Raw genomic sequence first — 25,187 nt, 5'->3', positions numbered from 1 at the left:
TCACGCCACCGAGATTGTTCCGGCCTTCACGACTTGCTTGGGCGTCGTGGCGATGTCCGCCGTGCCGCCATTGAGCAGCACCGCCAACACGTTCGTCACGCCCGGCGATGCGTCGTAGGCCACCTGCGCCAGCCGCGACCACGCCAGCGGCGTGCCCAGCGGCAGCGAGTTGATGTAGTTGGTCAGCGCCGAGGCCACCAGCGAGGCCGTGGCGATGTGGTCATAGCCCGCCGCCGTGGTGACGGTCATGCCGACGTTCGCGGGCACCACCGTGGGCGCGAACACGCCGAAGGTGCTGGTCACCGGGCGCACCGCGTCGATGGCGTTGTAGACCGTCGCCAAGAACGTCGAGGACGGGTAGCCCGTGCCGTCATCCACCACCAGATAGAAGTAGCCGTTCTGCGTCGTGCCGTTGTACTGCTGGTTTTCGACCAGCGTGTAGGTGATGCCCTGCTTGAGCGACGTGGCCGCGTAGCCCACCGCCGCCTTTGTTGCCTTCGAGAGGCTGGCAACGTAGGCCACGAACCGGGCACGCAGCGCCGAGTCGCTTTCCGCGTCCGCGCCGTTCGTGAAGGCTGCCCCGTTGGTCACGCTGTCCACGCCGGGGATGGCTTGTCCCAGGGTGTTGATGCCATTCACCGAGGCATTGCCTGCGGCCCCCACGGAAACGGCCAGCACAGGGGCATTCACCGAGGCATTGCCTGCGGCCAGCACATAACCGCCCAGGGCGGCGCTGTAGGCCGGGTTGGTGGTGTCCACGGTCACGGCGTACTGCTGCGTGCCGTCGGCGGTCTGCACGATGGCACCCACCGGCACCACGGCCTGCTGCGTGGGCGTGAAGCGCGAGAAGGTCACCACGCCACTGGCGGCGCTGGCCGGTAGGCGCGTGAGGCCGTAGTCGGCGACCCACGAATCCAGATCGGTGCCGCTGGACGTGGCCGCCCGCGTCGTCGCCAGCAATTGCAGGATCAGCCCCTGCAACCAGAGCGCCACGGCGCTGTAAGCCTCGACCACAGAGCGCAGGATGCTGCCGACCGACAGATCGACCAGCACCTTGCTGGTGCCGCCTTGGATCGCCGCGACCTGTTCGCGCACGAGGGTTTGAAAGTCCTTGGCCTGTAGGTTCGCCATATCACTTGCTCACGTTGAAATTGAGATTCACGGGCTGGCCGGAGGCCGCGTCGTGGTACTGGATCGACACAGCGAACCCCCCCCCCACCCCTGCCCTGACCGGCGACACGGTGATGACGGGTGCCGGGGTCTTGGCAACGGAGTCCTCCATCTGAATCTGCCCCCGAATGATGGCGCGAATCTTGGGGATGTCCGCCGGTTGGCCGACGTACTTGGGCAGGCCCGCCCCGTATTCCGGGTGGAAAAGGTAGTCGCCGGGGTTCGTCAACAACCGGCGCAGCACGCGCTGCTGCCCGCGCAGCGTGCCATTGGCCGCTTGCAGGTCGCCGGTGCCGGACGGTGACAGGTCGCCGCCCACGTACTGGCTGAGATCGTTCAGGTTCATTGCGGTTGTCCCGTGTTGCCGCTGCCCGGCTGGACGCCGTTGTGCGTGTGTGTCTTGAGACCGATGCCGTCTGCGGTGACATTGCCGCCGGTGACGGCCAGATTGCCCGCTACGGTTGCGCCAGAACCACCGCTCACGGCCATGCCGCCCTGCCCGGTGATCTTCCCGGTAATGAGCGCGGTGCCGTTGATCTTCACCGGCCCGGTGTGATTCCACTGCGCGGCGCTGCTGGTGATGTTCCCCGTCACGGACACGTTGGCATTGCCCGCCACGGTCGCATTCAGATCGGCAGCCGCTTGGAGTTCGACGCTGCCGTCATTGTGAAACTTGAGCAGCGACCCTGACTTGTGCACCAGCCAGAATTCACCGGATGGGCACGGCAACGGGCGGTCTGCGTCGTTGAAGAAACGCAGGCCGACACTGCCGACACCGGCGTCGTCTTCCTGAAAATCCACCTCAACGGCATCGCCAATCGAGGGCGGGCAGAAAAGCCCCCACCCTTTGCCGATCCACGCCGACTTGAGCGGAATCCAGCCGGTTGGCACGTTGTCCGGTTGCAGCGCAACCTTGACCGCGTAGGCGTTCGGGTCGTAGCTGGTGACGATGCCCTGCCGCGTCGCTGCCCGGCCTTGTGTGGCCTGCTGCGCTGCGGCTTTTTGTGCGTTGAGTAGATCCCGCATCATTGCGTTGCCTCCAGTTCCGGCCCGGTGTTTTTCGCCCGGATGTTCATGCGGTAGCCCTCGTTCATGCTCATGGTGCGGGTGACGCTCTCCGGGTAATAGACCTGATCGAACGTCGTGCCCGTCCCGCGCATGAGCAGCGTCTTGGAGCAGTCCAGCACGTTGTCGGCTGGCAGATAGCCCGTCAGCCGCATTTCGTGCGCGATGATCTGCCGGTAGATGCTCTGTGCCCGCTGTAGCGCCTTGTCCTGCGTCAGCCCGGCGATGGTGTAGCGATACACCTGCGTCTTGGCTGCTGCCTGACCTGGCTGCACCGCCTTGGCTGCCTTCGGCCACGAGGCCGTGAAGCCCTTTTTCTGCTTTGCGTTCCAGCTATGCACCTCGACGGTGATGCCCTTGGCGATGGTCAGGGCGCGGGAAAACTGCAAGCTGATCACGTTGGCGACCGGGTAGCCACGATCAAGGCTCGGTGGCTCCCAGGCGATCACATAGCGGTCGGTCTGCTCCGATGGCCGAGGCTCGAAGTGCAGTTCCTTGCCCTTGACGTACAGGGCGAAGTCCTCGACGTTCGCCAAGAACGTCAGCAACTCCCACTCGCTTTGCTGCTGCGTGGTGCTGGCGTGATCGTCCTTGTAGTAGTCGCCCGCCTTCGTCTTGGTGGCTGTGACCACCGGCGTCAGGCCGTGCCGCTTTGCCAGCGTCGTAGCGATCTGGCTGGCCGTCTGGTTGGCGAAGTGCTCGCTGGTCTTGGTGTCGATCAGCGCCGCCGTCAGGTCGCGCCCGGACAGTTCGATGGTGCCGCGCACCGGGTCGAACATCACCTCGTCAGTCTGCCCGTAGATCAGGCTGTCCAGATCGGCGGGGGTGTAGTTCTCCGGGTCGTCGGGGAAGCCCGCCAGAATCTCGACCATCATGCTCGACTGCTCGGCGAACCACGCCGGGTCACGGGTGGCCGGGAGCATCGAGACAACGAACACGACGCGGAAGGTGTCCGCGCTGCGGTAGGCGTTGTTGTCCACCTCGAACGAGACCCACCCGGCGATCACTTCGCCGTTCAGCTTCACAGCGCCGCGAGGCTGCCGTGCGTGCGGCAGAACGGGCAAGGCGTTCAGGTCAGGCATTGAGCACTCCGTCCGTCTGGTTGTTGTAGGGCGGGATGGTCAGTTGCGCCACGCCGTTGACCTGCGGGTCTTTCAGGCCGTTGGCCTGGGCGATGGCCGTCCATCCCATCGGGTTGCCGTATTCCTTGGCCGCCACCGAGTAGAGGTTTCCGCCCGCCACGGCCACCTGACGGGTGCCACTGTTGATCGTCCCGATGTTCGTGGCCATGCGCCCTAGCACCCGGTCGAGGTTGATCAGCGTCGGCGACTGATTCACTGCGTTGATCTGGCCGAGCAGCTTGTTGGCCTGCTGCGCGATGGGGTTGCCCGGCAGGATGCCGCCCAAGGTGGTCACGTTCTGGATCACCCCGTTGGCCGACTGCATGAGGATGCCTACCTGTGCCCGCACCGCTGCAATCGGCTGGAGCACGCTGTTGATCGTGCTCTGTGCCGCCTGCGCGAAGCTGCTCACCGTAGAAATGGCGCTGTTCAGCGTGCCCATCAGCGAGGACAGCGTGCCGTCTCCCACCGACGATGCCAGCCCGTTCGCCTCGTCCATGTCGTCCGAGATCAACTGGTCGATGCTCGGCGCGGCGATGTAATCCACCGGGTCGGTTAGGTCTTCGACCACCTCGCACGAAATGCGGTACGGCAGCCGGTAGTACCGCTTGAACTCGCAGTGGAACGACTTGATGACCACCGTGAAGGCCAGCGCGTCCCATGTCAGCATCAGCGGCAGCCCGGCCTTGCGCAGCCCGTCGATGTACAGGGCACGCTCGAGCGCGGTATCGCCCACGAAGTGCCCCGACCACTCGACCGGCATGGGCGTCGCGCCCATTGCGTCGATCACGCGCACGCCGCCGACCAGTTCATGCACGTTCAGGCGTTGCTCACCCCCGAAGGGAATCTGCTCGGGGATCTCGAAGCGTGCAAACTCGAAATCACCGAGCACCAAGGTCGTGTCTGGTTTCATCGTGCATATCCAAGTCCGACCGGCCTTGCACCCATCGTTGGGTCAAAGGTCGGTGCGCCCATGCCTGGGCGGTTGGCTTCGCGTGCTTGGTACATCGTGGTGCTGCGTGCAACCTCACGACCATCAAGCTGCGAAACCACCGTCACCTGCATCGGGCGCTCTGTTCCGGGTTTGATGTAGGGGCTTCCCGACTTCTGCGGCAGGTTCGCCTTGGCGTAATCGTCCGCAAAGGTGAGCCGGTTCAACTCCATCGCCTTCGGCAACAGCTTGTTGATGCCCTCGATCAGGAAGTTGAACAGCGACTGCCAGCCGCTCAGGTACATGTGAATGAAGGTGTGGAACCCGGTCTTGATGCTCTCCCACAGTTCCAGCAGCTTCGGCTTGATGCTGTCCCAGTTCTTCCACAGCAGAAAGGCCGCGACAGCGATGCCGGTGACGATCAGGCCAACCGGGTTCATCAACAGCGCACGGCCAAGGAACAGCACGGCCTGCCCAGCCAGCCGCAGGCCGGTGCCGATGCCCGACATGAGGCCGCTGAAAACCGCCCCCAGGCGAGTGAATTGCCAGACGACGACCAGCGCCTTGAACGCGGCAACCACCAGCAGAATGCCACCGGCTACAACGGCAAGCCCTGACAGTGCAGCGAAGCTACCAACCAGAATCTTTGTCAGCGTCGAATGCTCTTTCAGCCACGAGGCAGTAGAAGCCAGCAGCGGATTGAGGAAATTCAAGCCCTTGATAAGCAAGTCCAGAACACCGCCGCTCTGCCCGAGGGTGAGTTGCAAGTCTTCGACCTTCTTGTGGTAGTCCTGTAGCGTGGTCAGCCGCTTGCCTTCTGGCGTGTTGAGCATCTGCGTCGGATTGAGTGCCTTGTCATAGGCGGCAAGAGACCCGTCAATCGTCGGCATCTGGCTCATGATCTTGTTGTAAATCTTCGCCCCGTTAGTGCCGAATAGCTGCGCGTTGACGCGCTCTCGGTCAAGAACAGACGAAATTCCGTGCTGCTCATAGACCTGCAACATCTTCTTTGCAAATCCGGCGGCATCACGCTGCATCAGCGACAACAACTGATCGTTCAAACGAACGCCGCCGTGGTCAGCTACGCCAATCCCAAGTTCAGACAGAATGCCCTGCATCTTCTTGGGCGGCAGCGACATGGCGCCACTCATTCGAGTGAATGCAGTCCGCAGGCCGGTGCCGACGGTGCTGCCGCCAAACTCGCCGATGATTGGTTCCAAGCCCCCGAAGATCGCCCGCATATCCATTGAGTTCGTGGCAGAACTTCCGTATGCGACGAACTGCTTTAGCTGGCGCTCGTCAATCATGCGACCGCTGGACTGCACGGCTTTGAAAATACCGTCGGCGATTTCCGCCGCACGTTTCGGGTCGGTGATACCGCCCATGATTTCGACAGTCTTGTTCAGGTTCTGCATCGCCTGATGCGCCGCAGCCTTGCTATGACCGCTCAACATCTCGCTGGCAGACTCGTACCGGCCAAGTACGGGGGTCATGATCTTGGCCGCGTACAGGGCGTGCTCGCCATCCATCCCGGACTCACGGAATGCGCCCTGCGCCTCGGTGAAGTGGCGAATCATGTCCAGGCGCGACTGCCCCATGATTTTTTGAGCGTCGGCGAATTTCTGCGCCTCTTGAAGCTGCTTGTCACCTAGACCTTGCTGGCGAAGCGTCGCCAACTGGCGCTCATACTCAATCGCCTTTTCGAGAGGTTTTTCGAGCAGTTTCAGGCCAAGCCCACCGGCAGCCAGAGCGCCACCACCCAAAAGGGTCATTTTCCCAATGGTGGACAGGCGCTTTTGCAGTTCTTCCGCGCTCCGGTTGGTTGCGATAAAGTGGCGGGACATGGCGGCCAGTCCTGCCGTCACGTTTTCCAGCAGTGAAATTTTCACCGCTACTTTGTAGGCTTCGATGCTCATGAATATCCTCGATAGAACACAGGAATGGCTTGCTGACCGAGTGAGTTGGGTGCAATACCCGAACTTGCGGAAGGCCGTCAGCAAGCCGGACTGGAAGCCCTATCGAGGCAACCCGTTCATACTCACGGACGAGAACCACACGACGGATAAAGCCCGCCTGTCGTGGATGGCAGCGATTCCACTGCTGCTTGTTTCACTCATGGCACTCATGATCTTGGTGCCACTCCTGCTATTCGGCTTCGTGTTCGTTTGGGGCGCAGTCAGCAGCCTGTTCTAGACCTCGTGGTCGTACTCCAAGCTGGCCGGGATTGACCCGCCGCCCAACAAGCCTTTCACCACCGCGCCGCCGACGATCTTTCTGATCGCCTCGTGGTTGTGCTCGACCGCAGGGCCAAGCACCGGGCGCGGGGGCTGTTTCGTTGTTCCAAGTTCAAACCACACCAGCCTGTCGTCGTTGGAGCCGATCACGGCTTCCAAGCCCTGCGTCTGGTGCTCGATGGAGTCGCGCATCTGCCCGCTGCGCAGGCCCGGATCGTTTTCCGTGTAGCCCTGCCGCACGCGGTCTGCCTTGGTGCTTTCGGCCAGTTCTTCCCATGCCGGGAACGGGCCGACAGCCTCTTGGTACTCGCCGATTTCCTTCTTGGCGGTGTGCTCGATCTTCGTGGCCACCGCCTCCAGCCCCTGATGAAGCTGGAACACGACGCCAGCCTCCAAGGTGGCAATCTCCGCAGCGAACGCCGCGAGGCTTCCGAACTGCTTCATGGGTTTTGCTCCTTGAAGGACATGGTGTTGAGGTCGAATTCAGCGCCTTGGAACTCGCTGAACTTGATCGCCATCCACTGGCGTCGTGCATCCGACACCGCCAGCCAGTTGCTCAGAGTGTCGTCAGGGACACCGAAGGCAACCGACGGCGGGATGCCGTTATGGACGAGCCACAAACACTCGTTTGCGGCTGCGTCCGTCAGGAGTTTTTTAGCTCTTGCCCCTGCTGCTCGGTGACAGCAACCCCGGCGAAGTGCTCGGCAACGCCGCGCATCGCGCATTCGTTGCCCTCGTCGCCCAGGCGCATGTACAGGGCGCGAAGTTCGCCCTCGGTGCTCGGCGTGGCGACCGGCTGGTCGTCAATCGCAGCCACAAACTTTAGGTGGGCGACCTCGGCCAGATAGAGCACGTTTAGGCGGTCGCTGCCTGCTGCCTTGGCAAAGTCGAGATTCGCCAGCGGGCCGGGTTTTTTCAGGCGGATGATGCGGCCAAGTGCATCGGTGACGGTGAAGTCCTTCGCGGATGCGGCAGGCTTGGCTGCGGGTTGATCGGACGGGTTGATGGTTACCTTTGCGCCGCCGACTTGGGCGGTGTGCTCTGTTCCAGACATTGCAACTCCTTGAGGGGATGAAAAAGGCCGGGATCAACCCGGCCCGTGGTGGGAAAACTGCCGCTTACGCCTGCTTGATGCGACGCGATGCAACGAAGGAAATCTTCTGGTGCACCGACTTATCACCAGACCAGTCGCCCGCGTCGTCGTACTTGAGCAGCACGCGCTCATAGCGGTACTGCGACACCTGGCCGTTCGGCTCCACGATGGTCTGTTGCAGGGTGGCGGGCGGTTCATCGACGCCCGCGTAGAAGTTGGCCTCGAGCTTGGCGAAATACACGTCCAGTTCGGGGCCGCGACGCTCGGACTCGAAGGAACCAGACCAACCCTCGTAAAAACGAAGGTGATCCACGATGCCGTCGATGCCTTTCAGCTTCTGATCGGTGGTGTCCTGCTTCGACGTGAACTTGGTGACCTTGCCCATGTTGAGGCTGCTGCCATCGGGCAGGATGATCGCCAGCGTTACGTCGCGCCCAAGCGAATAACCGTTTTGACTCATTTGACGCTCCTAGAAACGGAAAACCCCGCCTGGGGCGGGGTTGGATTGATGGGGGATTACTGCGGCGTGATGCTGGCGACGCTGACCTTGACCGACTGACCACCCTCAACGTTAATGATCAGCTTGGTGATCACCGACAGGTAGGTGACGCGGCAGTCGATCTGCATGTAGCCGAGCGCGACGCGGCTGGACGGGTTGTTGTTCTTGTCCAGTTGGATCGAGAACGGCTGCTTCTGCGGGTCGTTCACGTCGCCGATCATGCCCTGCTGCCAGAGGTTCGACATGAAGGCGTTCACCGTGCCGAAGGCGTCGTTTCGGGTCTTCGGGCTTTGCAGACGACCGACGTACAGGCCCATGCCGCCGTTGAGCGTGTAGGCGATGTAGTTGGTCATGCGCGTGTAGTTGTCGCCGTCGATGACCGCATTGCTGCTGGTGTTGACGCCGATGCGCACGCCGAAGCTGTTGCCAGCCGGGATCGGGTTGGTGATCAGGTCGATGCCCGCCTGTGCCAGCGCCTGCAACTCGGCCTGCGAGTAGGTCAGGTTCTGGTAGCTCTTCTGCGTGCCGACGATGCCGTACAGCGGCTTGTTCAGGCTGGACTGCTCCGGCGACAAACCGGACAGGCGGCCAGCGACAAAGCCCTGGGGCGAGATCAGGCGCGTCTGGCTGTTCACCGTGTCGAGGAAGTAGACCCAATCGCCGAACAGCAGCTTCATGGCGTAGCTGTCGATGCCTGCGGTGGCCTTGACGCTGATCGCGTTGGTGATGGTGTCACCTGCCGGGCCGGTGGCGATCATGTAGATGCCCTCGGACAGGCCGAACGCGACCTGCGTGCTCCACGTCGTGCTGTCGTCGCAGTCGGTGAGCATTGCCACGCTGGTGTAGGTGCCGCGCAGCGCGTACATGCCCTTGCGGGGGATCGTGTCCACGCCCACCAGCGTCGCGCCGGTGATGGTGGCGGTGCCATCGGTACCGCCTGCCAGCGTGTAGGTGGCTGCTGTCGGTGCCGTAGTGCCCGCGCCAGCGGTGGCGACGACCAGGCCGGACTTGCCGCGCAGACCGTCGATGCCGTTGTTGATGGCGCTGGCGATGGCGACCCACAGGGCGTTTCCGGTCAGGCCCGCGCCTATGTTGTCATAGACCTCGGGCACGAGGCCGGGCATTGCCACGACCGCCTTCCAACTGTTCGCCTTGCTGCCGTTGGCAATCGTGACTTGCAGCGAATTGCCGAGGGTGCCGGTGTACTTGGCCGTGAAGGTGATGCAGTTGGTTTGGACAACCACCGAGGCCGCCACGTCGGTGCCGTCGGTGACGCGCACGCAGCGCATGTTGTTCGCGCCATTGAGCACGGCGGCCCACACAGCGGTGCCCATGTCGTACTTGCGGGCTTGGATGTTGCCGAACTGCTGAACGTAGTCGGACAGGCTGCCGACGATGGTGGGCGCGTTGACCGGCCCCCATTGGGCGGTGCCCACGATGCCGAGAATGTTGGTCGGCAGACCATTGAGAAAGTTTTCAGACGGCGGAACGATCTGGACGTACACGTCCGGGACGTAAAGCGCCGTGGTGTTGATTGCACCTTGCCGACTGACTGGCATGTTATGCCCTCCGAAATGAAGAAACCCCCGGAGGCTTGCGCCTGCGGGGGCTTGGGGTTATGGGAATCCGGGGTTACTTCTTGGCGACGTCCTTGTCGGGCTTCGGTTCGCCGGGAACCTTAACCGCGTAGTGCGCCTGCTCGGAGTCCAAAACCCTCTTGATTTCGGCCTCGTCGGTGATTTCGTCGCCGACGGCGTAGCCGCCGAACGGCTGGATGACTTTCAGTTTCACGATTGACCTCACGTGATGATGGTTTTCGCCGGGCCTTGTGCATCAAGCGTGGGGCCGACACTGACGTTGGTTTGGACGTGCTGGATCGCATAGTCCGTTTCGCTCTGCGTGGTGGCGTAGTTCACCGCGTAGAACAGATCGCGCCGGTAGATGCCCTGCTTCTGCTGGCTGTCGTCCTGCACCGAGTTGGCGTAGGACATGACCCCCTGCGACCCGTCGGGGAACGACAGGCGGGTGATGCTCGCCAGTGCGCTGTCGATGGCCTTGGCGACCGGATCGCGGCGCTCAAAGCAACTGGCCCACACGGTGATCTGGAAAGTCCGGGTTTGACGCCGAATTTCCCGAACGCTCACGCCTTGCATGCCGTCGTTGCTCTGCTCCTGCCAGTCGCCGTCACCGGCCATCACTGTCGTCACCCGATCACCGGGGCGCGGGAAGACCGAGATATGCACCTTGCCGCTCCGCAAGTCAGCCTCAAGCTGCTGCGGGACGGGCCAACCCTGATAAATCAGGATCGGGCAGTTGCCCACGGATGGTTGCGCGGTGCCGTTCGGGTAGGCGGCCTGGGCGAGAACATCAACCAGCGCCTGAGCGACTTCTGTGATGTCTGCCATTACGGATGCACCTCCTGCGCGTTGATGCGCCAGCCGATGTCGCTCTGCTCTGCGCCCTCGACGGCATACCGTTTACCGAGGTCATCGGTCAGGATGTCGCCGGAGCGCACCACCACCGGAACAGATGGCGGCATGAGGATGCGCCAGCCGGAGCTCTTCACGGCACCGGGCAGCCCGACGGCAGCCTGACTCTTTCCCCCGAAGAGGATGGCGCACGGCCATCCCACGAATGTGCCGCCGTTGTTGGCCGGGTTGAGGCCGAGCACATCGACCGATTCGGTCGGCGAATCGCACAGGCCGCTGTAGCCCACCGCGCCCACGGCCCCCGGTGCGCCCTGCGGGGCGGCACGTGAGAGGCGCACGGTGCGGTTGCAGTCGATGCAGATGATCGGCAAAAGCTGCTGCTGCGCGGCGATGTACTTCACGTCCATCGGATTGACCGGATGCACGAGGTAGTCGCCCGGCTGCGTCAGCCGCCCGTCGAAGTCGCCATACCAGAAGGCGTCCCCCGGCATGTTGGGCGACTTGTAGGTGTTGTCGCCCGCGTTGAATGCGGCCTTGATCGTGGCGACCTGATTGGACAGCGGGTTGCCGGTGCCCGTGGGCCTGAACACGTTGTAGTCCAGCCCAAGGCGCAGCGCCGCTTTCGCCCTGCCCGCGTAAATCTTCGCGTGGATCTGGTCAGCGTTCATACCACCACCGTCATGCCGCCGCCCTTGCCGAGGTTCGGCCCAGGCGGAATGCCAAGGAAGCCGCACATCTGCCGCCGGAAGTCGAAAAACAGCGCCCGGCGGTCGCGGTGCTCGTTCTTGTTGTGCACCCACACAGCGGCCTGATCGGTGTCGAGGTTCTGCGTGGTCTGATCAACAAGGTCGGTTTCCAGCGTCCGCAGGCGGGGCAGAAAGACCGTGCGCAGCGTGCTTTCCTCGTCCGGCAGCAGAGTGTTCAGCTTGTATTCGAGCGTCCCGTAGGCCGTCGAGAAACGGTAGCCGGACGCTGGAAGTGCCTGCTGGCCGTAGTTGCCATAACCGGCAAACCGGCGAACGTCCACTTTTTCAGCGTCTGCCAGCATGGCGGGTTACTCCAGCGGGGCTTGTCGCTCGACCAGCAGCTTGATGACAGCGGGGTCGGTGACCACCTGCCCGGCCTGCCAGAAGTGGTGTTCGTTGGTCGCTTCGTTGATGAAGCCGTAGGGGGCGGCCATCGTCACGGACTCGGGCAGCGGGGTCTCCTGGGCAGGAGGTGCCGCCGGGGGCTGGTTGCCCTCGTTCGGGTTGGGTTGTGCCGCCGACTCGTCCGCTGCGGTCGTTGCCGGAGCGTTGTCCTGTGCGCCTTCCGCGCCGGTCTGGACGACTTCGCCAGCGTTGGCCGTGGTTTCGTCCGTCGTGGCTGCCGGTGCCTGGGCGGTGTCGGTTGCCTTGGGTGCCGCGTCCTGCGCAGCCTTGGTGCTGTTGCCTTTTGCCATTTGGTTGCCCTCGTTCGGGTTGGGTTGTGCCCGACCACCGAAGTGGCCGGGCTTGGGGTCACGCAGTTACCGCTTAGGCGGCGTGCTCGAGCACCACCGCACGCTTGTAGTAGGTCTGCGAAGCGGTCGGGATGATGGTGCTGTTGGCCGTGGCGTCGGTCGGGGCAACGAAGCCGCCGATCCAGAACCACGCCTGCGACACAATCTGCTGCAAGCGGTCAATCGGAGCGCGAACGACCTGCACAACGTCGTCCACGGTGTGAACCACGCTGTTGATGCCGCTGGCGTCGATGGCGCGTTGCTCCATACCGTCGAAGTCGCCTTCCACCAGAGCGCCGGGGGCGCACAGGATCGGACGGCGGACACCGGAGGGGATGGCGGCGCTGGCAGCCTGAACCGGGGCTTCGGTCGTGGGGATGAAGTTGCAGCCGAGGAACTGGAAGACCTGGCCTTGCTTCATTTCCTGCGAACCGTACTGACCTTGGAAGGCCAGCTTGAAGTCATGATCGGCCCACAGTTGGCGCATGGACACGTTGTCGAGGTACAGGTTGAAGAGTTCGTTCTTCATGCCCGTGTTGTTGCGCAGCAGCGCGACAGCATCCTCGATGGTTGCCAGCGTCAGCTTGTCGGCGGAAGTCAGCGCGGCGACCGAGGCGGTGGCCTGAGTCGCAGAACCGCCGACGTACTTGCCGTTCGGACGAATCAGCGGCGCAGCGTAGGTGCTGGCGACCACGTTACCGGCGGTGCCGTCGGCCACGGTCACGTTGGAGGCGAAAGTCAGCGTGCCGGACACGCCGTTGATGCCGCCGCCGGTGATCAGCGTGGTGGTGACGTTTCTGCCGTCAGCGGTCACGCCGATGCAGTTGTAGACGTTGCCGCCGACCAGCACCGGGAGGGGGTTGCCAGCCGAGACGGGCAGCATCTTGCCGCCGGACAGCGCCACGCCGAAGCCGCGAATGTCATCCACTTGCAGCGTGGTGGAAGCGCGACCGAGGGTCACGCGCACGCGGGTGTTGCCGCCCAGGTGGGCATTGAACAGCGCGTTGCGGGCCAGACGGTCGAGCGACTGAGACGCCTGAATGCCGTTGACCTGCGCGTTCTTGAGGAACTGGTTGGCGATGCCGACCTGCGAAGTCACGGTGTTCAAGTCGATGGCGTCGCCGTACTGGTCGATGCTGAGGGTGTACTGCTCTACCGTGAAGGACGAGGGCGTGATGCCGTTGTCCATGTTGGTGTTGGTGCTCGGAGACAGCGGGGTCGTCACCGGAGCCTTGAGACCGTTGCGGGTCTTGGTCACGGTTTCGCCGACGTTGATCTTGACCGGCTCGCGGTCGGCGACCGAACGAAAGCCGAGCGAAGATGTCAAGGCGTCCTTGAACTCGCGCTCCAGAAAGCCCTGCTGGATGATGGGTTGCAGGGCGGTGGGCATGTTCTGAATAGGCATGTGTCACTCCAAAGAAAATGAGGGTTTGGGTTCATCCCCACTGGTGGCCTGCACCCGATGGGATTGCACTTGGCCGGGGAACTCCGGCCAAGGCGTGGTTACTTGCCGCCCTTGAGCGCAGCCGCTTTCGCAGCCGCGTACTCGTCGGCGGACATTTCCGTCGCCTTCTTGGGCGTCGGAGGGTTGGGGTCGGGAGCCTTCCCAGGGTGGGAAGTCGTCGCCGGTTGCCCGAACAGATAGGGCTTGTCCTTTTTCAGCCCCTCCATGAGGGCGTCAGCACCTTCGAGGGTGCCGTCGTCCTTGAGAGTGACCTTGGAAAGGTCGGCCAGCTTCAACCCGTCGAGGTCAATCATCCCGGCCTTGAGCGCAGCGGCTTTCAGTTCGGCGCGGATGATGCGAGAGTTCGCGTCGGCCTTGGCCTTCGTGGTCGTTTCCTCGGCATCTTTCAGCGCCTTCTGTGCGGCCTCTTCCTGCTCCTTGGCCTTCGTGCGGTAGTGCGCGTTTTCACGGCGCAACTCCTTCACGTAGTCCGCCGAGAAGGTTTCCGGTTCCTTGGGCGTCGGCGCGGCAGGCGCTGGCGTCGGAGCCGGTGCTGGGGTCGGGTTCGGGTTGGGGTTATCGTTCGGGGTGGTCATCAGGACACTCCAATAAAAAAGCCGCCATCAGGCGGCCAGTTGCAGATCCCGCATCAAGCGGGGGTGGGGGAAAAATCAGGCGTCGTACATCAACAGCGACAGCAGCATCTGGTTCGGCACCGTGCTTGCAATCGTGATCTGGACGCGCACCTTGTTCCCCACGGGGTAGAGCTGCATCAGGATCGTGTTGCTGTTGGTGCTCGAGGTCGAGCCGGTGGTCTGCACGGTGTTGGCCGTCTTGATCGGCAGCACTGCGGCAATGGGCAGCGCGGGATCGACCGTCTGCGCGGTCACCACATCGGGGTTGGTGGTGTCCGACCGCTTCGAGACGACCAGCGTCCGCGCCCATTCAGGGATTTCGGTGTCGAAATACAGCACGTCGCCAACGGCCAAGCCGGGCACGGCCTTGACGTTGTAGTGACGCTCGGAGCGATACGCGCCATAGAGCCGCTTCATCGTCTCCTGCACGAGCGCACCGGCCACGGTGTCGAGGTTGTAGGTTGCCATGTTGATCCTCAGTCATCAGATTCGGGGTTCGGCTTCGGCTCCGTGGGAGTCTTGGCCTCTGGTGCGGGCGGTTCCGCATTGATCTTGCGCACCTCGTCCTGCGGGTCTTCGATGTCGTAGCCGTCGGCCAGCGACTTGACCGCCGTTTCCTGCGACAGCAGGCCGCCCGTGCGCAGGGTCGTGAGCGTTTCGGCTTGGGTCTGCTTGTCGGCGTAGGTCGGCGCGTACCAGGCAGGCCAGCGCAGCGTCAGCTTCGCCTTGGCGTTGAGCGGTTCGATTTCCTCGCCGTTCACCTTGAGCGGGTACTTGGCCGAGGCCGCCACGATCTTGCGCAGCAGGGACAGGAGCGCCCCTTCGCCGTAGTTGATCCGCAGCTTGTCGGCCAGCCAGATCAGGGCTTGGTTCATCAACTCCATCGCCCGGCCAGACTGCGCCGCGCTCACCTTGTCGGCGTTGGCGCGGTTGCCGTGGATGGACTCGAGCGCCAGTTCGCGCAGCATGCGCACGTACTCGATCACCGCTTGCGCCGCCGTGCCGTTGATTTCCAGCATCTTTGCGTCGCCCTCGGCGCTGACCACGATGGCATTGCCGCCACCCTTGACGATGGTGCCCTGTTCATCGACCGCCGGTTCCTTGATCAGGAGCGTGGGGTCGGACGAGTACTTGAGGCCACGGCCAGCCTGCGAAAGCTGGTAGTCGATCTCGATGCCGGTGTCGATGGCCTCACGGTTGAACGTGCTCGCGCCGTCTGCGCCCTTGCCGCCGGGCAGGTTCTTCACCCACTCGGCGGGCACAAAGCCCAGGCCGTGCTGTTTGGTCTTGGCGGTGTCCACCACAGGCCCGGCTTTTTCGTCCTTGACCTTCCACGGCAGATACCACGTCTCGGCCTTGTCGTCCCACACACGGCGGAACCAGAAGTCAGCGGCCAAGTCGTCGTCGGCGATGGCGTAGCCGCTTTCCTTGAGCGCCCGCCCCTTCACCTTGTACTGCTCGGTGATGGAGGCCAGCGTGTCGGGGGCGTCGTCGCGCCACACCGGAGTGAGGAACTGCGTGTTCTTGGCCTCGAAAAACACCCGGCCACTGAGCACGCGCATGAAGATCGCCACCGACCCGACGGAGCCGATGGTCGCGGCCTCGATCATCACTGCGTTGAGCTTCGCTTCCTTGACCAGTTCGGTCAGGGTGTCGCGGGTGGTCTCGTCTTCGCAATCCACCGAAGGGAAATGCCCCTCGCTGAACAGCAGCGACACCGAGTCATCCACAACGGTCTTGCACAGTGCGTACTTGACCGAGGGGCGACGGTCGCGCAGCGGGATGTACTCGCCAGCGTCGGTCTTCTCGGTGTGGAAGTCGTGAGGCAGATGGTCGTACAGGGTGCCCTCCAGCACCCGCGTCAGCGTGTCGATGACGAATTGACGCTCCGGGTAGTCCCGGTCGCGGTCAATTTTTGAAGTGATCGTTTTGAACATCGGTTCGGTTCCAAGGTGGCCGTGCCTGCCGCCGCAAAAAACTCGCACAAGGCTAGGAAAGGAGATCGGCTCGTCTCACCACATCACGGCCTGCCGGTTTTATTTCCCCCAAGCCCCGGCGATGGGTTCGCGCTCACCGTGCCATGTGCGGCACACGCACTGCACGCGCCGGGTCGGGCGGTGCAATGAGTTCTGAGAAAGCCCTCGAAAGAGCGTCAATCTGGTCATCGGTCGTCCCATTGGGGAACATCCGCATTTCGTTGATCAGGGCGTCGTTCCACGGCCCGCGAAGCATGAGCACGTTGCCGACGTTGATCTGCGCGGCCAGCGGTTCGGCCCGCGTCACCTTGTCGCCCGATTCCGGGGAGGTGGTGACTGGGTAGCCCGCCAGCTTGCGCGTGAGGTAAAGCACCTGGGTCTTTCCGGCTTGGCCGGGGTCTTGCGGCAGGCTGATGCGCACCGACTTCCCGTCGCGGGATGCCGTGTTCGTCAGCGCCGCGTCCCGTTCATCCGGGCCACAGCGCAGGCGCACCATGTCGCCGATGATGAACCGACCGTCGGGCAACTTGCCGAGCTTTGCGCCCGCAGTGTGGTCGCCATCGACCGAGGCGGCCAAGTCCCACCCGCGCACCCACTTGATGGACTCGGCGGGCAGCGCGTCGATCACGTTGATCGCGTCGGGCTTTATCACACCACCCTCCGGCGGTGCCGGGCGTTGCAGGTACTGACCGGCGAACACGTAGGGCGCGGCCTTCTCCATCCGGCGCAAGTCCTCGATGGTGTGCTTCTCCGGCCACAGCGCGGTGCCGTCGGCCTGAATCGCGGGCAGGCAGACGTGCTCCCACGTCTCGCCGTTGCCGCCGTCGAGCAGCCAGCCCGCCAGATCGTGCTCATGCAGGCGCTGCATGATCAGGATGATCGGCGTGTCCTTGCTGTTCTTCCGGCTTTCCAGCGTGTTCTGAAACCAGTCGATGACACCCTGCCGGATGACATCGCTCTTGGCCTCGTCGGGCTTGTGCGGGTCGTCAATGATGATCGCGCCGCCGAAGCCCTCGCGGTGCTTGCCCGCGCCGAAGCCGGTGATCGTGCCTCCGGCACCGGCGGCATACATCACGCCGCCCTCGGTGGTTGTCCAGTGGCTTTTCGCGTCGGACGCCATGCGGCAGGCAGGAAAAACCTGCTGGTAAGCCTCGTGCTGCAACAGCGACCGCACGTTGGCGCTGTTGTTCACGGCCAGCGGTGCGGCATAGCTCGCGTGGATGAACTCCGCGTCGGGCACATGACCGAGCGCCCAGGCGATGAAATTGACCACCGCGATCTCGGTTTTCGAGTACCGGGGCGGCACGTTGATGATCAGGCGTTTGCACTCCCCGCGAAAAACTCGCATGAGGGCGTCGCAGATTGCCTTGTGGTGCGGCCCGCGCAGCCACTTGTACCGGCGGCGCTGAAAGAACATCCAGCGCGAGAAAAAGTACAGGTCGGCCTGCGCCATTTTTGCAGCCGCGAATTGTTCGTCCGGGCTGAATTGGCGCATGGTCAAACCTCTTCGGCGATGTTCTTGGCGATCTCCCGGAATTCGTCAGGGGTCATGCTCACGCTTTGGATGGGGGCGCCGCCGTTGCCCGTCAGTTCGACGCGCTGCGTGTCCTTCCACCCGGCTTGTGATTTCAGCCAGAAGATGATCGAAGTGGTGTCCCCGCCGATGGCCTTCTTGTAGAGGGTCTGCGCCACCTTGACGTTGGCTTTCAGCTTCCCGGTGTCGAGTTCGACGGCGAAGTTCTTCCGCATCGTCGGCTCGCTGATGGGCTTACCCTTGGCGTCCTTGATGAACAGGCAGATGTCCGAGTGACGCAGGCCGAACGCGGCCAACTGCATCACCAGATCGCGGTGCTCTTCGGTGGGCTTGAACGTAGAGCGGCCAGCGCCCGGACGTTTGCCGCCAGATTTACCTTTCGCTCCCGGCATTTGTGGTCTCCATGCGCTCTTTCTCCACCTGGGCGAATGCGCGTCCGTCTCCGGCCAGCGTTGCATGCTGTCCGGTGAATTCTTGCCAGCGACGGATGATCACGTCGCAGTATTTCGGGTCGAGTTCCATCAACCTCGCCGACCGGCTGTGCTTCTCGCACGCGATCAGGGTGGTGCCGGAACCGCCAAAGAGGTCGAGCACCACATCACCGCCCCGGCTGCTGTTGCACAGCGGGTACTCAATGAGCGCCAAGGGCTTCATGGTGGGATGCACGTCGTTTCGTGCTGGCCGGTCGAAGTTCCAGACCGTCGATTGCTTGCGGTCGGAGTACCAGCGGTGTGCGCCGGTGGCCTTCCATCCGTACAGCACCGGCTCGTGCTGCCAGTGGTAGTCCTGGCGACCGAGCACCAGCGACTGCTTGACCCACACGCAGCTCTGCGCCAGCTTGAACCCGGCGTCGGTCATGGCCTTGCGGAAGTTCACGCCCTCGCTGTCAGCGTGGAACACGTACAGGCCCGCGCCGTCCTTCGCCACGGCGAACATCGCGCCATAGGCGGCCAGCAGGAACTGGTAGAACGCCTCGTCGCCCATGCTGTCGTTCTGGATGGTCAGCTTCTCGGCGGTGCCGCCCTCGTAGGCGACGTTGTACGGCGGGTCGGTGACGATCAGGTCGGCTTTGTAACCGTCCATCAGCCGTTCCACGTCGGCCACGCTGGTGCTGTCGCCGCACATCACGCGATGGTTGCCGAGCACCCACAAGTCGCCGGGGCGCGAAACGGCAACAGCGGCCACCTCGGGCGCGTCGTCGTCATCGGTCAGGCCGATCTTGGCGTCCGGTTCGAGCAGCTTGCCCAAGTCCTCGGCATCGAAGCCGATCAGATCGAGATCGAAGCCGTCGGCCTTGAGTTCGCCGAGTTCGAGCGCCAGCAGTTCCTTGTCCCATCCGGCGTTTTCGGCCAGCTTGTTGTCGGCAATGACGTAGGCGCGTTTCTGCGCTTCGGTCATGTCGCGGATTTCGATGCACGGCACCTCGGTCAGGCCGAGTTTGCGGGCGGCCAGCACGCGGCCATGCCCGGCAATGATGCCGTTCTCGCCATCGACCAGGACTGGGTTCGTCCATCCGAACTCGCGGATGCTGGCGGCGATCTGTGCCACCTGCCCGGCGGAATGGGTGCGGCTGTTCCGAGCGTAAGGGATCAGCGCCTCGACCGGGCGGGTTTGAATGGACAGATCGCGCATGTGAGCAGGAGCCGGAAAAGAAGAAACCCGCGCCAGCACGAGGCCGAACGCGGGTTTCAAAGCCACCTGAAGGTGACGGAGACAAGGGGTCAGAAAGCAAAAAGCCCGCGCTCGGCGGGCTTTGGTCTGCGTCGGGGGCGTACCTCGTTCCCGACAATAGCAAAAATGTACCACAACTGTCTCAGGCGCGGCGAACTTTTTGTAAGGTTCAGAAGTCGCCCACCAGATTCTGCGCCTCGAACATGGGCGCAAGCCGCTCCACGCCTCGATTCAGGAGCAGACGCCCGGTGTTGCGGATGATCTGCATGTCGCGGCCAACTGTCGCCGGTGACAGGCCGTACTCGGCGGCGATCTTGCGCACCGACAGGTCGTCGCGCTGGCGCTGCGTGCCGAACACGCCCCAGGCCATCGTCAGCGTCGCCATGTCGCCCTGCGTGGAAAGCATCGGCGAGCAATAGTCGCGCACGCCACGAACGCCCCCGGCCTTGCACACTTGATACCCGAACCGGGCATGCACCGCGTCGGCTTCCGGCTTTGGCAGGTGGTGAATCACGGCACCGCGCACCATCGCGCACTGCCCCCGGATTTCGAGCGCCGTCAGGCCGCCGAAGTTGATGGTGCCCTTCTCGCGCTCCTGCACGATGCCCATGTCCTCCATCATCCGGTCGATCATGACCTGCATCTGGCTTTTCTGCGTCACGGGCAGGGTTTCCATCAGGAACGAGACGTGAAGCGCCTGCTCGACGGAACGAAAGATGGGGTCGGTGGCGATTTCTGTCATGCGGTCTCCAGTTCCAAAGTGTCTCCGTTGGTGATGCGCCGATGCACTTCTGCAATGGCCTCTCGAATCTCTCGCTGCGTCGCCAGAGCGATCTGCTCGTCGTGCAGCGCCAGCGCCTCGCTCAGTGCGGTCATGGCGGGGCCGTCCAGCCCCCAACTTCCGGTTTTCTGCCCACGTCCGAGGCCGCGCATCAGTCCGTCCTGTGCTGCTTTGACCTGCTCGACCCACTCGGCACCAAAGCCGCGCTCGGCCAGCACCAGGGCGATATTCAGCGTGCAGGCGATGGTGTGAAAGTCGGTCTCCTTGCCGTGGCCGGTGCGCAGCGACTCGAACGACATGCGGTAGGCAATGCTCAGGTCGGTCTGCTGGTCTTGCTCCAAGGGCTTGACGCCCACCAGCGTGCGCAAGAAGGCGCTCGGGTCGCGTCGGGTGGTGAATCGTTTGCCGCGCTTCCTCATGCCTGCTTCTCCCGGTAAAGCTCGCAGCGCACGCCGTAGGTGCGGCGCTTGTACTCGCAGCCGTGGTAGGTCTCGCCCTTCCAGTCGATGCTGACCTTGTGCACGCATTGGCCGCAGGCACGCTCTTGGCGCTGCGCGATGGCCTCGCGGCGTGCCACCACCTCGAACGGGTCGCCGTATTCCCAACGCTCCATCAGCCGACCCTCACTTCCACCTCGACGCGGGGCGTGCCGTACCGCTTGCTGGCGCGGACATCGACCACCTGCGAATCGTCCTTCCACGTCACGCCGTTCGCGCCGTCCTTGACCGCCTTGACGATGTTGTCGAGGTCGGGGCGCTTGGTCGGGGTGATCTCGCCCAGGGCTGCCGCCCGCTGCTTCTTCTGGCTCCAACTGGTCGGGATGCCCATGAACGCCCGGACGATCAGCGCGACCGCGCCTTCCGCCGGGGTCTTTTCGCCCATTGCCTGCTGCGCGGCCAGCTTCACGAGGTTTTCGTACCGGGCGGTCTTGTCCGGGGTGTAGTGGGCGACGTGGCCGTTACGGACGAACGACCGGGCGCGGCCTTTGGCGACCGGCTCGCCGGGGATGGTGAAGGTGATGGTGTCTGGCATTTTTTTTGTCCAAAAAAATCAAATCAGGCCCACTCGCCGAACAGGTGCGGATAGCTCAAAGCAAGGTCTGCGAGGTGCTGCTCGGCGGCACTGAGCGGGATGCCGAGAAGTTCAGCCGGAGACAGTCCAGAACCTCCTGCCGGGTCGGTGCGCCGGGGAACCGGGCAATGGCCGCGAACATCGCTTCCTGATGCGGGCGGGATGGTCTGGCCGAGGCCACAAGTCGGGCACAGCACCGGACGCACTGCATCTGATACCCGCCCCACCACTTGTTCGCTTTGGCTTGTTTGCATTGCTCACACCCTCCCGTGGTTGTCATTGACGATTCCTTTTGCTGCCCCCGACCGATAAAATTCAGGTTTCACCCAACGGAGACGAGACATGCCCACCGCAGAATGGCGAGAAGAAAAATCAGAACTGGTGGTGCAGGCAATTTGCCGTGTGCTGGCATCGCCAGACTTGCCACAAGAGGCGCGGCACGAATTGGGCAACGATGCTTTGTGGAATGCCTTGAAGCTGCACGCCGACGCGCTGCAAGAACGCATTGGCGGCACACGGTGGTCATCCGGGCTGGTTGACCACTTCCGCGAGCATCCTGAGAAGTGCGACGAGTTTCTGGCGCTGATGCAGGAACAAGACTTCACCATCGACGTGAAATACGACTGAGGCATCACAGCTTCCCCCTCATGCTTTCGCCATCGAGGATGACGTACTCACCACCGTCCTCGCGCAGCCGGTCAATCAATCGCTCGCCCAAGTACGAGATGACACCGGGGCGCAATGGCGCATCTGGTGAGTCGTCCTTGCGCCGGTAGTCTTCCAGCGGAATGTTTGCCAGCAGCAGCGTTGGCCTGCGCTTCTCGTACCGTTCGTTGAGGATGTCGAACAGAATGAGCTTTTCGGTTTCGCTGCCGAACTGCTGCCCGACCTCATCGAGAATCAACAAATCAGGAAACACGAACGCATCAACGACCTGGCTTTCGGTTTCAACGCTGCCCTTGTGCCATGTTTCCTTGATGCGACGCACAGCGCGGTACACCGACGTGAACATGACCGTGCGGTTGTCGCGGTGCATGATGCGAAGACCAATGCCGCAGGTCAGGTGCGTTTTGCCTGTCCCCGGCGGGCCGACAAAAATCGCTGACCGTCCGGTTTTCAGAACCTCGTCGAATCCATCCGCGTAGGCAATCGAAAATTCCAGCGCCTTTTCCTGCCGCTTGGTGGTTGGCACATACGATTTCAGGCTGCGGTTTTGGAATCGCTCAGGGATGCCAGCCTCGCCGATGCGTTTCTGCCATGCCTGCAACTTCGCCTCACGGCCTTTGGCTTCCGCTTCTGCTTTTTCCCGTGCCTGGGCTTCGGCGTTGCACGTTGGGCACTTCGACCAGATTTGACCGATGAAGCACTTGGCCTCGAACTCGCCGTGCATTTCGCAGGTGTCGGTGCGCGTCTTTGGCTCGGCATGAATGTCGCAGCCTTTGATCGTTTCGGAGACTTGGTTCATAGCTTGCCCCCGTCGCCATAGTCGATTCCGGCGAAGTTCTCCGCTTTCGGCTGACGCGGTTTGGTCTTGGCCTCTGCTGCCATGCACTGCGCGTCAGCGCGTTGCCCCTTCACGATCCCGATCACGTAGGCGAAGCCCTTGCCCTTCTCGCGGGCAATGCGGGCTGCGCTCACGAATTCCTGAATCTCTGCCCCGTCGTCCAGCAGCGCGATCAGGTCGGGGTGGGCTGGATTGACCGATGCAAGCCCCTCGGCTCTGAGGGCGACACACACCGCGCCTGCGCGTGTGGGAGATCCACTTCCCTGTGTGTCTTTACTGACATGGGTAGTGGTGTCTGGTGATTGGGTAGTGGTGTCTGGTGATTGGGTAGTGGTGTCTGGTGTCTGGTTAGCCGTTGCAGGTGCGTTGCTGGTGCGTTCCTGTTTCGCACCTGTTCGCGTTGCAGGTGCGTTGCCGGTGCGCTTCAAAATCTCGCGCAGTTGCGTGACAGGTGTGTCCCATTTCGGGGTGATTCCAAGCTCCCGAAGCTCGGCGAATAGGCGGGCACGTTCCTCGCGGTGGCGGCGCATCCGTTCCTTCTCGTGCGCGTTCTTCTGCTCGCGCTCGGCGTCGCCTTCCTTGTAGCGGGCGATTTCTTCGTCGCACCGAGCGTTGTGCCAGCCGTCGTCCTGCAAGGTGAAGAACTCGTCCAGCACCGTGGCCACGGCTTCGCGCTCTTCCTTGGTTCGTGCGCCAACAAGCCGCTGCACCGCCTTCTGGTCGGCGGGCAACGGCTTCTCGGTGGCGTAGTACTTCCGAATCAGGCGGCTGTATGCCGCGTCCTCGATGAAGCTCAGGTGGGCGGTGGCTTCGGCGTAGTCGCCGATGTGGTGCTCGTAATAATTCATTCTCGGAGTCCGTAGGCTGATGCGCAGGCCGTCGGCTCGGTTGAACCTGCAAGCAGGTCAAACTGGCGGCCTCCGCGTGTTGTTCGTGACCACTCGACCCGCGCCCAAATGTTCAAATCGGCGAACGTTTCTCGGCGGTCTGCGGGTGTGCGGTCAAAAACCGCCATGACTTCGCGCTCCTTGGGCTGGAGGTAGTCCTTCACCGAAAGCGAGTGAAAGGCGGCGCGGGATGTTTCAGCGACGGCGGTTCTCACTTGATCACCCCCATGCTGCGCAGGTGCTCAAGCTGGCGCATGGCCTTCTGCATCGTGTCGGCTGCGCCGTTGATGGCCTCCACCAGCTTGACCTCTTCGTCCTTCGGCGCTTTGCGATCAGGCCGGGCGTGCAAGGTCTCGTCACACGCGAACATCAGCGGGTCGTAGCACTCGCAGAACTTCATCGCGGCGATGATCTGGCCGAAGGTCAGGCGCTCGTCTTTTTCCGGGTTCAGGCAAGCCTTCAACCGGGCATAGGCCGACTCGGGTTTCAGGTGAGGAAAGAGGTATGCAGCCAGTTCCTTCGCGGATTTCTGGCTGTTGCTGACCATCAGGTTCAGCGCCTCGTATTCGTCCTCGTAGAAAAGCTTGGTTTGCATCGTGTCTCCGTCCATCCCCTAATCGTTAGGGGCGCTTAGGGGTGCCTTTTTTGGGCAAAAAAAAGATGATTTCCATCAGGCGGAAACGCGCTGAAAGTAGTCGGCGAGTTTCTGGACGGTGCGAATACGCGGGTTCTCGATGACGCCCTGGGCGATCTTCATCAGCGTGCTGTAGGGCACGTCGCACTCGCGGGACACCTTGGTGAGAAGCCCCTTGTTCTCGGTCAGCTTGCGCTTGACGAAATCGAGGATGGGTTCTTGGTTCGGTTGCATGGATGGCTACCTCTTGGGTGGAAATGACTTCATTTTATCCGTAAACGGATATTAGTCAAGCCGCACATAGATAGCTATATATGGTTAGATTGACAGATGAAAAAACAGCCCGCTTCCGAGGTGCTGGCGGCGAACGTGAAGTCCTTGCTGGACACGCACAGCACCATCAACACTCAGGCCAAACTCGCGCAAAAGTCGGGAGTTGGTCAGTCTTCGATCAGCCGCATCCTGCGTGCTGACACCCAGGCCACCGCCGAGACCATCGAGGCCATCGCACGCGCTTTCGGCGTGACCGCCGCGCATCTCATGTCGCCCGGCCTGGGCACCACCAACGTCGCACCGGCTGCCATCGGCTCCCGCCATATCCCCCTGATCAGTTGCGTGCAGGCGGGCATGTGGACGGAGATCGCCGACAACTACGCGCCGGGGGGCGCTGCCGAATGGCTTCTGAGCGACTTGGAACTGTCGGAGAACGCCTTCGCGCTCGAGATCAAGGGCGAATCCATGCTCCCGGACTTCAGGCCGGGGGATCGGGTCATCATTGACCCGGCGGTCGCACCGAACCCCGGCGATTTCGTCGTGGCCAAGAACGGCAGCAACGAAGCCACGTTCAAGAAATACCGCCCTCGCGGGATGAACGAGCGCGGCGAACAAGTGATCGAGCTGGTGCCGCTGAACCCCGACTTCCCGTCGTTGCGCTCCGACATTTCACCCCTCGACATCATTGGCACGATGGTGGAGCACCGCCGCTACCGCAAGAAGTAAACATGCCTATTGCCGTTTCTTTCACAACC

At 62.7% G+C, this 25,187-nt stretch carries 34 protein-coding genes and 1 pseudogene; 3 read left to right on the top strand and 32 right to left on the bottom strand.

What is annotated here, in order from left to right:
* From CDN36_RS12850 to CDN36_RS12825, 6 genes are read right to left on the bottom strand one after another with little or no spacing between them, the layout of a single operon-like run.
* The gene (locus CDN36_RS12850) at nt 1-1,131 is read right to left on the bottom strand and encodes a baseplate J/gp47 family protein (RefSeq protein ID WP_287496920.1); all 1,131 of its coding nucleotides are present in this window, start codon (nt 1,129-1,131) and stop codon (nt 1-3) included.
* Between the two features lies 1 nt (nt 1,132).
* A complete protein-coding gene (locus CDN36_RS12845) occupies nt 1,133-1,516 on the bottom strand; it encodes a phage tail protein (protein WP_287496919.1) in 384 nt (127 codons plus the stop codon).
* Nucleotides 1,513-2,196, bottom strand: a complete 684-nt coding sequence (locus CDN36_RS12840) for a phage baseplate assembly protein V (RefSeq protein ID WP_287496918.1) — start codon at nt 2,194-2,196, stop codon at nt 1,513-1,515. The genes CDN36_RS12845 and CDN36_RS12840 overlap by 4 nt, the downstream gene beginning before the upstream one ends.
* A complete protein-coding gene (locus CDN36_RS12835; RefSeq protein WP_287496917.1) occupies nt 2,196-3,317 on the bottom strand; it encodes a phage late control D family protein in 1,122 nt (373 codons plus the stop codon). The genes CDN36_RS12840 and CDN36_RS12835 overlap by 1 nt, the downstream gene beginning before the upstream one ends.
* Nucleotides 3,310-4,269 (bottom strand): LysM peptidoglycan-binding domain-containing protein, encoded by a 960-nt coding sequence (locus CDN36_RS12830; RefSeq protein ID WP_287496916.1) that lies wholly within the window; start codon nt 4,267-4,269, stop codon nt 3,310-3,312. Before CDN36_RS12830 ends, CDN36_RS12835 begins: the two co-directional genes overlap by 8 nt.
* The gene (locus tag CDN36_RS12825) at nt 4,266-6,203 is read right to left on the bottom strand and encodes a phage tail tape measure protein (RefSeq protein ID WP_287496915.1); all 1,938 of its coding nucleotides are present in this window, start codon (nt 6,201-6,203) and stop codon (nt 4,266-4,268) included. The genes CDN36_RS12830 and CDN36_RS12825 overlap by 4 nt, the downstream gene beginning before the upstream one ends.
* Here CDN36_RS12825 and CDN36_RS12820 point away from each other — a divergent pair.
* Nucleotides 6,202-6,480, top strand: coding sequence for a hypothetical protein (locus tag CDN36_RS12820; protein WP_287496914.1), 279 nt, complete (start codon nt 6,202-6,204; stop codon nt 6,478-6,480). The two genes, CDN36_RS12825 and CDN36_RS12820, sit on opposite strands and share 2 nt — an antisense overlap.
* Here the strand turns inward: CDN36_RS12820 and CDN36_RS12815 are convergent.
* From CDN36_RS12815 to CDN36_RS12715, 21 genes are all read right to left on the bottom strand, one after another.
* Nucleotides 6,477-6,965 carry a phage virion morphogenesis protein gene (locus CDN36_RS12815; protein WP_287496913.1) on the bottom strand — a complete coding sequence of 163 codons (489 nt, stop codon included), beginning with the start codon at nt 6,963-6,965 and terminating at the stop codon, nt 6,477-6,479. The genes CDN36_RS12820 and CDN36_RS12815 overlap by 4 nt on opposite strands.
* Nucleotides 6,962-7,141: a hypothetical protein gene (locus CDN36_RS12810; RefSeq protein ID WP_287496912.1), complete on the bottom strand. Its 180-nt coding sequence runs from the start codon at nt 7,139-7,141 to the stop codon at nt 6,962-6,964. Before CDN36_RS12810 ends, CDN36_RS12815 begins: the two co-directional genes overlap by 4 nt.
* Nucleotides 7,142-7,164: 23 nt before the next feature.
* Nucleotides 7,165-7,575, bottom strand: coding sequence for a hypothetical protein (locus CDN36_RS12805; RefSeq protein ID WP_287496911.1), 411 nt, complete (start codon nt 7,573-7,575; stop codon nt 7,165-7,167).
* A 64-nt stretch (nt 7,576-7,639) separates the two neighbouring features.
* Complete coding sequence (locus CDN36_RS12800) at nt 7,640-8,074, bottom strand: hypothetical protein (protein ID WP_287496910.1); 435 nt, start codon at nt 8,072-8,074, stop codon at nt 7,640-7,642.
* Between the two features lie 56 nt (nt 8,075-8,130).
* A complete protein-coding gene (locus tag CDN36_RS12795; protein WP_287496909.1) occupies nt 8,131-9,672 on the bottom strand; it encodes a phage tail protein in 1,542 nt (513 codons plus the stop codon).
* A gap of 73 nt (nt 9,673-9,745) precedes the next feature.
* Nucleotides 9,746-9,904, bottom strand: a complete 159-nt coding sequence (locus CDN36_RS12790; RefSeq protein WP_287496908.1) for a hypothetical protein — start codon at nt 9,902-9,904, stop codon at nt 9,746-9,748.
* Nucleotides 9,905-9,912: 8 nt separating this feature from the next.
* Complete coding sequence (locus CDN36_RS12785; RefSeq protein ID WP_287496907.1) at nt 9,913-10,518, bottom strand: hypothetical protein; 606 nt, start codon at nt 10,516-10,518, stop codon at nt 9,913-9,915.
* On the bottom strand, nt 10,518-11,210 hold the full coding sequence (locus CDN36_RS12780; protein ID WP_287496906.1) for a hypothetical protein: 693 nt from the start codon (nt 11,208-11,210) through the stop codon (nt 10,518-10,520). The genes CDN36_RS12785 and CDN36_RS12780 overlap by 1 nt, the downstream gene beginning before the upstream one ends.
* Nucleotides 11,207-11,590 (bottom strand): hypothetical protein, encoded by a 384-nt coding sequence (locus tag CDN36_RS12775; protein ID WP_287496905.1) that lies wholly within the window; start codon nt 11,588-11,590, stop codon nt 11,207-11,209. Before CDN36_RS12775 ends, CDN36_RS12780 begins: the two co-directional genes overlap by 4 nt.
* Nucleotides 11,591-11,596: 6 nt before the next feature.
* Nucleotides 11,597-11,983 (bottom strand): hypothetical protein, encoded by a 387-nt coding sequence (locus CDN36_RS12770; RefSeq protein WP_287496904.1) that lies wholly within the window; start codon nt 11,981-11,983, stop codon nt 11,597-11,599.
* 73 nt (nt 11,984-12,056) lie between these two features.
* Nucleotides 12,057-13,427: a major capsid protein gene (locus CDN36_RS12765; protein ID WP_287496903.1), complete on the bottom strand. Its 1,371-nt coding sequence runs from the start codon at nt 13,425-13,427 to the stop codon at nt 12,057-12,059.
* A gap of 98 nt (nt 13,428-13,525) precedes the next feature.
* A complete protein-coding gene (locus tag CDN36_RS12760) occupies nt 13,526-14,062 on the bottom strand; it encodes a phage scaffolding protein (protein ID WP_287496902.1) in 537 nt (178 codons plus the stop codon).
* A 75-nt stretch (nt 14,063-14,137) separates the two neighbouring features.
* Nucleotides 14,138-14,569: a hypothetical protein gene (locus CDN36_RS12755; RefSeq protein WP_078221556.1), complete on the bottom strand. Its 432-nt coding sequence runs from the start codon at nt 14,567-14,569 to the stop codon at nt 14,138-14,140.
* An 8-nt stretch (nt 14,570-14,577) separates the two neighbouring features.
* Nucleotides 14,578-16,038 (bottom strand): phage portal protein, encoded by a 1,461-nt coding sequence (locus CDN36_RS12750; protein ID WP_287496901.1) that lies wholly within the window; start codon nt 16,036-16,038, stop codon nt 14,578-14,580.
* Nucleotides 16,039-16,171: 133 nt separating this feature from the next.
* Nucleotides 16,172-17,572 (bottom strand): phage terminase large subunit, encoded by a 1,401-nt coding sequence (gene terL / locus CDN36_RS12745; protein WP_287496900.1) that lies wholly within the window; start codon nt 17,570-17,572, stop codon nt 16,172-16,174.
* Nucleotides 17,573-17,574: 2 nt separating this feature from the next.
* Nucleotides 17,575-18,003: a hypothetical protein gene (locus CDN36_RS12740; protein ID WP_287496899.1), complete on the bottom strand. Its 429-nt coding sequence runs from the start codon at nt 18,001-18,003 to the stop codon at nt 17,575-17,577.
* Nucleotides 17,984-19,243: a site-specific DNA-methyltransferase gene (locus tag CDN36_RS12735; protein WP_287496898.1), complete on the bottom strand. Its 1,260-nt coding sequence runs from the start codon at nt 19,241-19,243 to the stop codon at nt 17,984-17,986. The genes CDN36_RS12740 and CDN36_RS12735 overlap by 20 nt, the downstream gene beginning before the upstream one ends.
* 208 nt (nt 19,244-19,451) lie before the next feature.
* A complete protein-coding gene (locus CDN36_RS12730) occupies nt 19,452-20,024 on the bottom strand; it encodes a DeoR family transcriptional regulator (RefSeq protein ID WP_287496897.1) in 573 nt (190 codons plus the stop codon).
* Nucleotides 20,021-20,482, bottom strand: coding sequence for a hypothetical protein (locus CDN36_RS12725; RefSeq protein WP_287496896.1), 462 nt, complete (start codon nt 20,480-20,482; stop codon nt 20,021-20,023). Before CDN36_RS12725 ends, CDN36_RS12730 begins: the two co-directional genes overlap by 4 nt.
* Complete coding sequence (locus CDN36_RS12720; protein WP_287496895.1) at nt 20,479-20,676, bottom strand: hypothetical protein; 198 nt, start codon at nt 20,674-20,676, stop codon at nt 20,479-20,481. The genes CDN36_RS12725 and CDN36_RS12720 overlap by 4 nt, the downstream gene beginning before the upstream one ends.
* A complete protein-coding gene (locus CDN36_RS12715; protein WP_287496894.1) occupies nt 20,676-21,095 on the bottom strand; it encodes a RusA family crossover junction endodeoxyribonuclease in 420 nt (139 codons plus the stop codon). The genes CDN36_RS12720 and CDN36_RS12715 overlap by 1 nt, the downstream gene beginning before the upstream one ends.
* Nucleotides 21,096-21,476: 381 nt before the next feature.
* On the opposite strand from CDN36_RS12715, the gene CDN36_RS12710 reads away from it, so the two are divergent.
* Complete coding sequence (locus tag CDN36_RS12710) at nt 21,477-21,761, top strand: hypothetical protein (RefSeq protein WP_287496893.1); 285 nt, start codon at nt 21,477-21,479, stop codon at nt 21,759-21,761.
* A gap of 4 nt (nt 21,762-21,765) precedes the next feature.
* Here the strand turns inward: CDN36_RS12710 and CDN36_RS12705 are convergent, their stop codons facing one another.
* The 5 genes and pseudogenes from CDN36_RS12705 to CDN36_RS12685 all read right to left on the bottom strand — a co-directional run bounded on the left by CDN36_RS12705 (nt 21,766) and on the right by CDN36_RS12685 (nt 24,393).
* The gene (locus CDN36_RS12705) at nt 21,766-22,599 is read right to left on the bottom strand and encodes an ATP-binding protein (protein ID WP_287496892.1); all 834 of its coding nucleotides are present in this window, start codon (nt 22,597-22,599) and stop codon (nt 21,766-21,768) included.
* Nucleotides 22,596-23,486, bottom strand: coding sequence for a YdaU family protein (locus CDN36_RS12700; protein ID WP_287496891.1), 891 nt, complete (start codon nt 23,484-23,486; stop codon nt 22,596-22,598). Before CDN36_RS12700 ends, CDN36_RS12705 begins: the two co-directional genes overlap by 4 nt.
* Nucleotides 23,483-23,599 (bottom strand): annotated as a pseudogene (locus CDN36_RS12695) (phosphoadenosine phosphosulfate reductase domain-containing protein); the annotation flags it as partial. The pseudogene CDN36_RS12695 and the gene CDN36_RS12700, both read right to left, overlap by 4 nt.
* A 137-nt stretch (nt 23,600-23,736) precedes the next feature.
* Complete coding sequence (locus CDN36_RS12690) at nt 23,737-24,120, bottom strand: hypothetical protein (RefSeq protein ID WP_287496890.1); 384 nt, start codon at nt 24,118-24,120, stop codon at nt 23,737-23,739.
* 75 nt (nt 24,121-24,195) lie between these two features.
* Nucleotides 24,196-24,393, bottom strand: a complete 198-nt coding sequence (locus tag CDN36_RS12685; RefSeq protein WP_287496889.1) for a hypothetical protein — start codon at nt 24,391-24,393, stop codon at nt 24,196-24,198.
* 96 nt (nt 24,394-24,489) lie between these two features.
* Here CDN36_RS12685 and CDN36_RS12680 point away from each other — a divergent pair, with 96 nt between their 5' ends.
* Entirely contained in the window at nt 24,490-25,158 is a 669-nt protein-coding gene (locus CDN36_RS12680) for a LexA family protein (RefSeq protein WP_287496888.1), read from the top strand.
* Nucleotides 25,159-25,187: the final 29 nt, after the last annotated feature.

The sequence above is a fragment of the Pandoraea sp. CB10b_02 genome (assembly GCF_002216225.1).
GTDB lineage: Bacteria > Pseudomonadota > Gammaproteobacteria > Burkholderiales > Burkholderiaceae > Pandoraea > Pandoraea nosoerga.
This window is presented reverse-complemented; position numbering and strand designations above follow the sequence as displayed.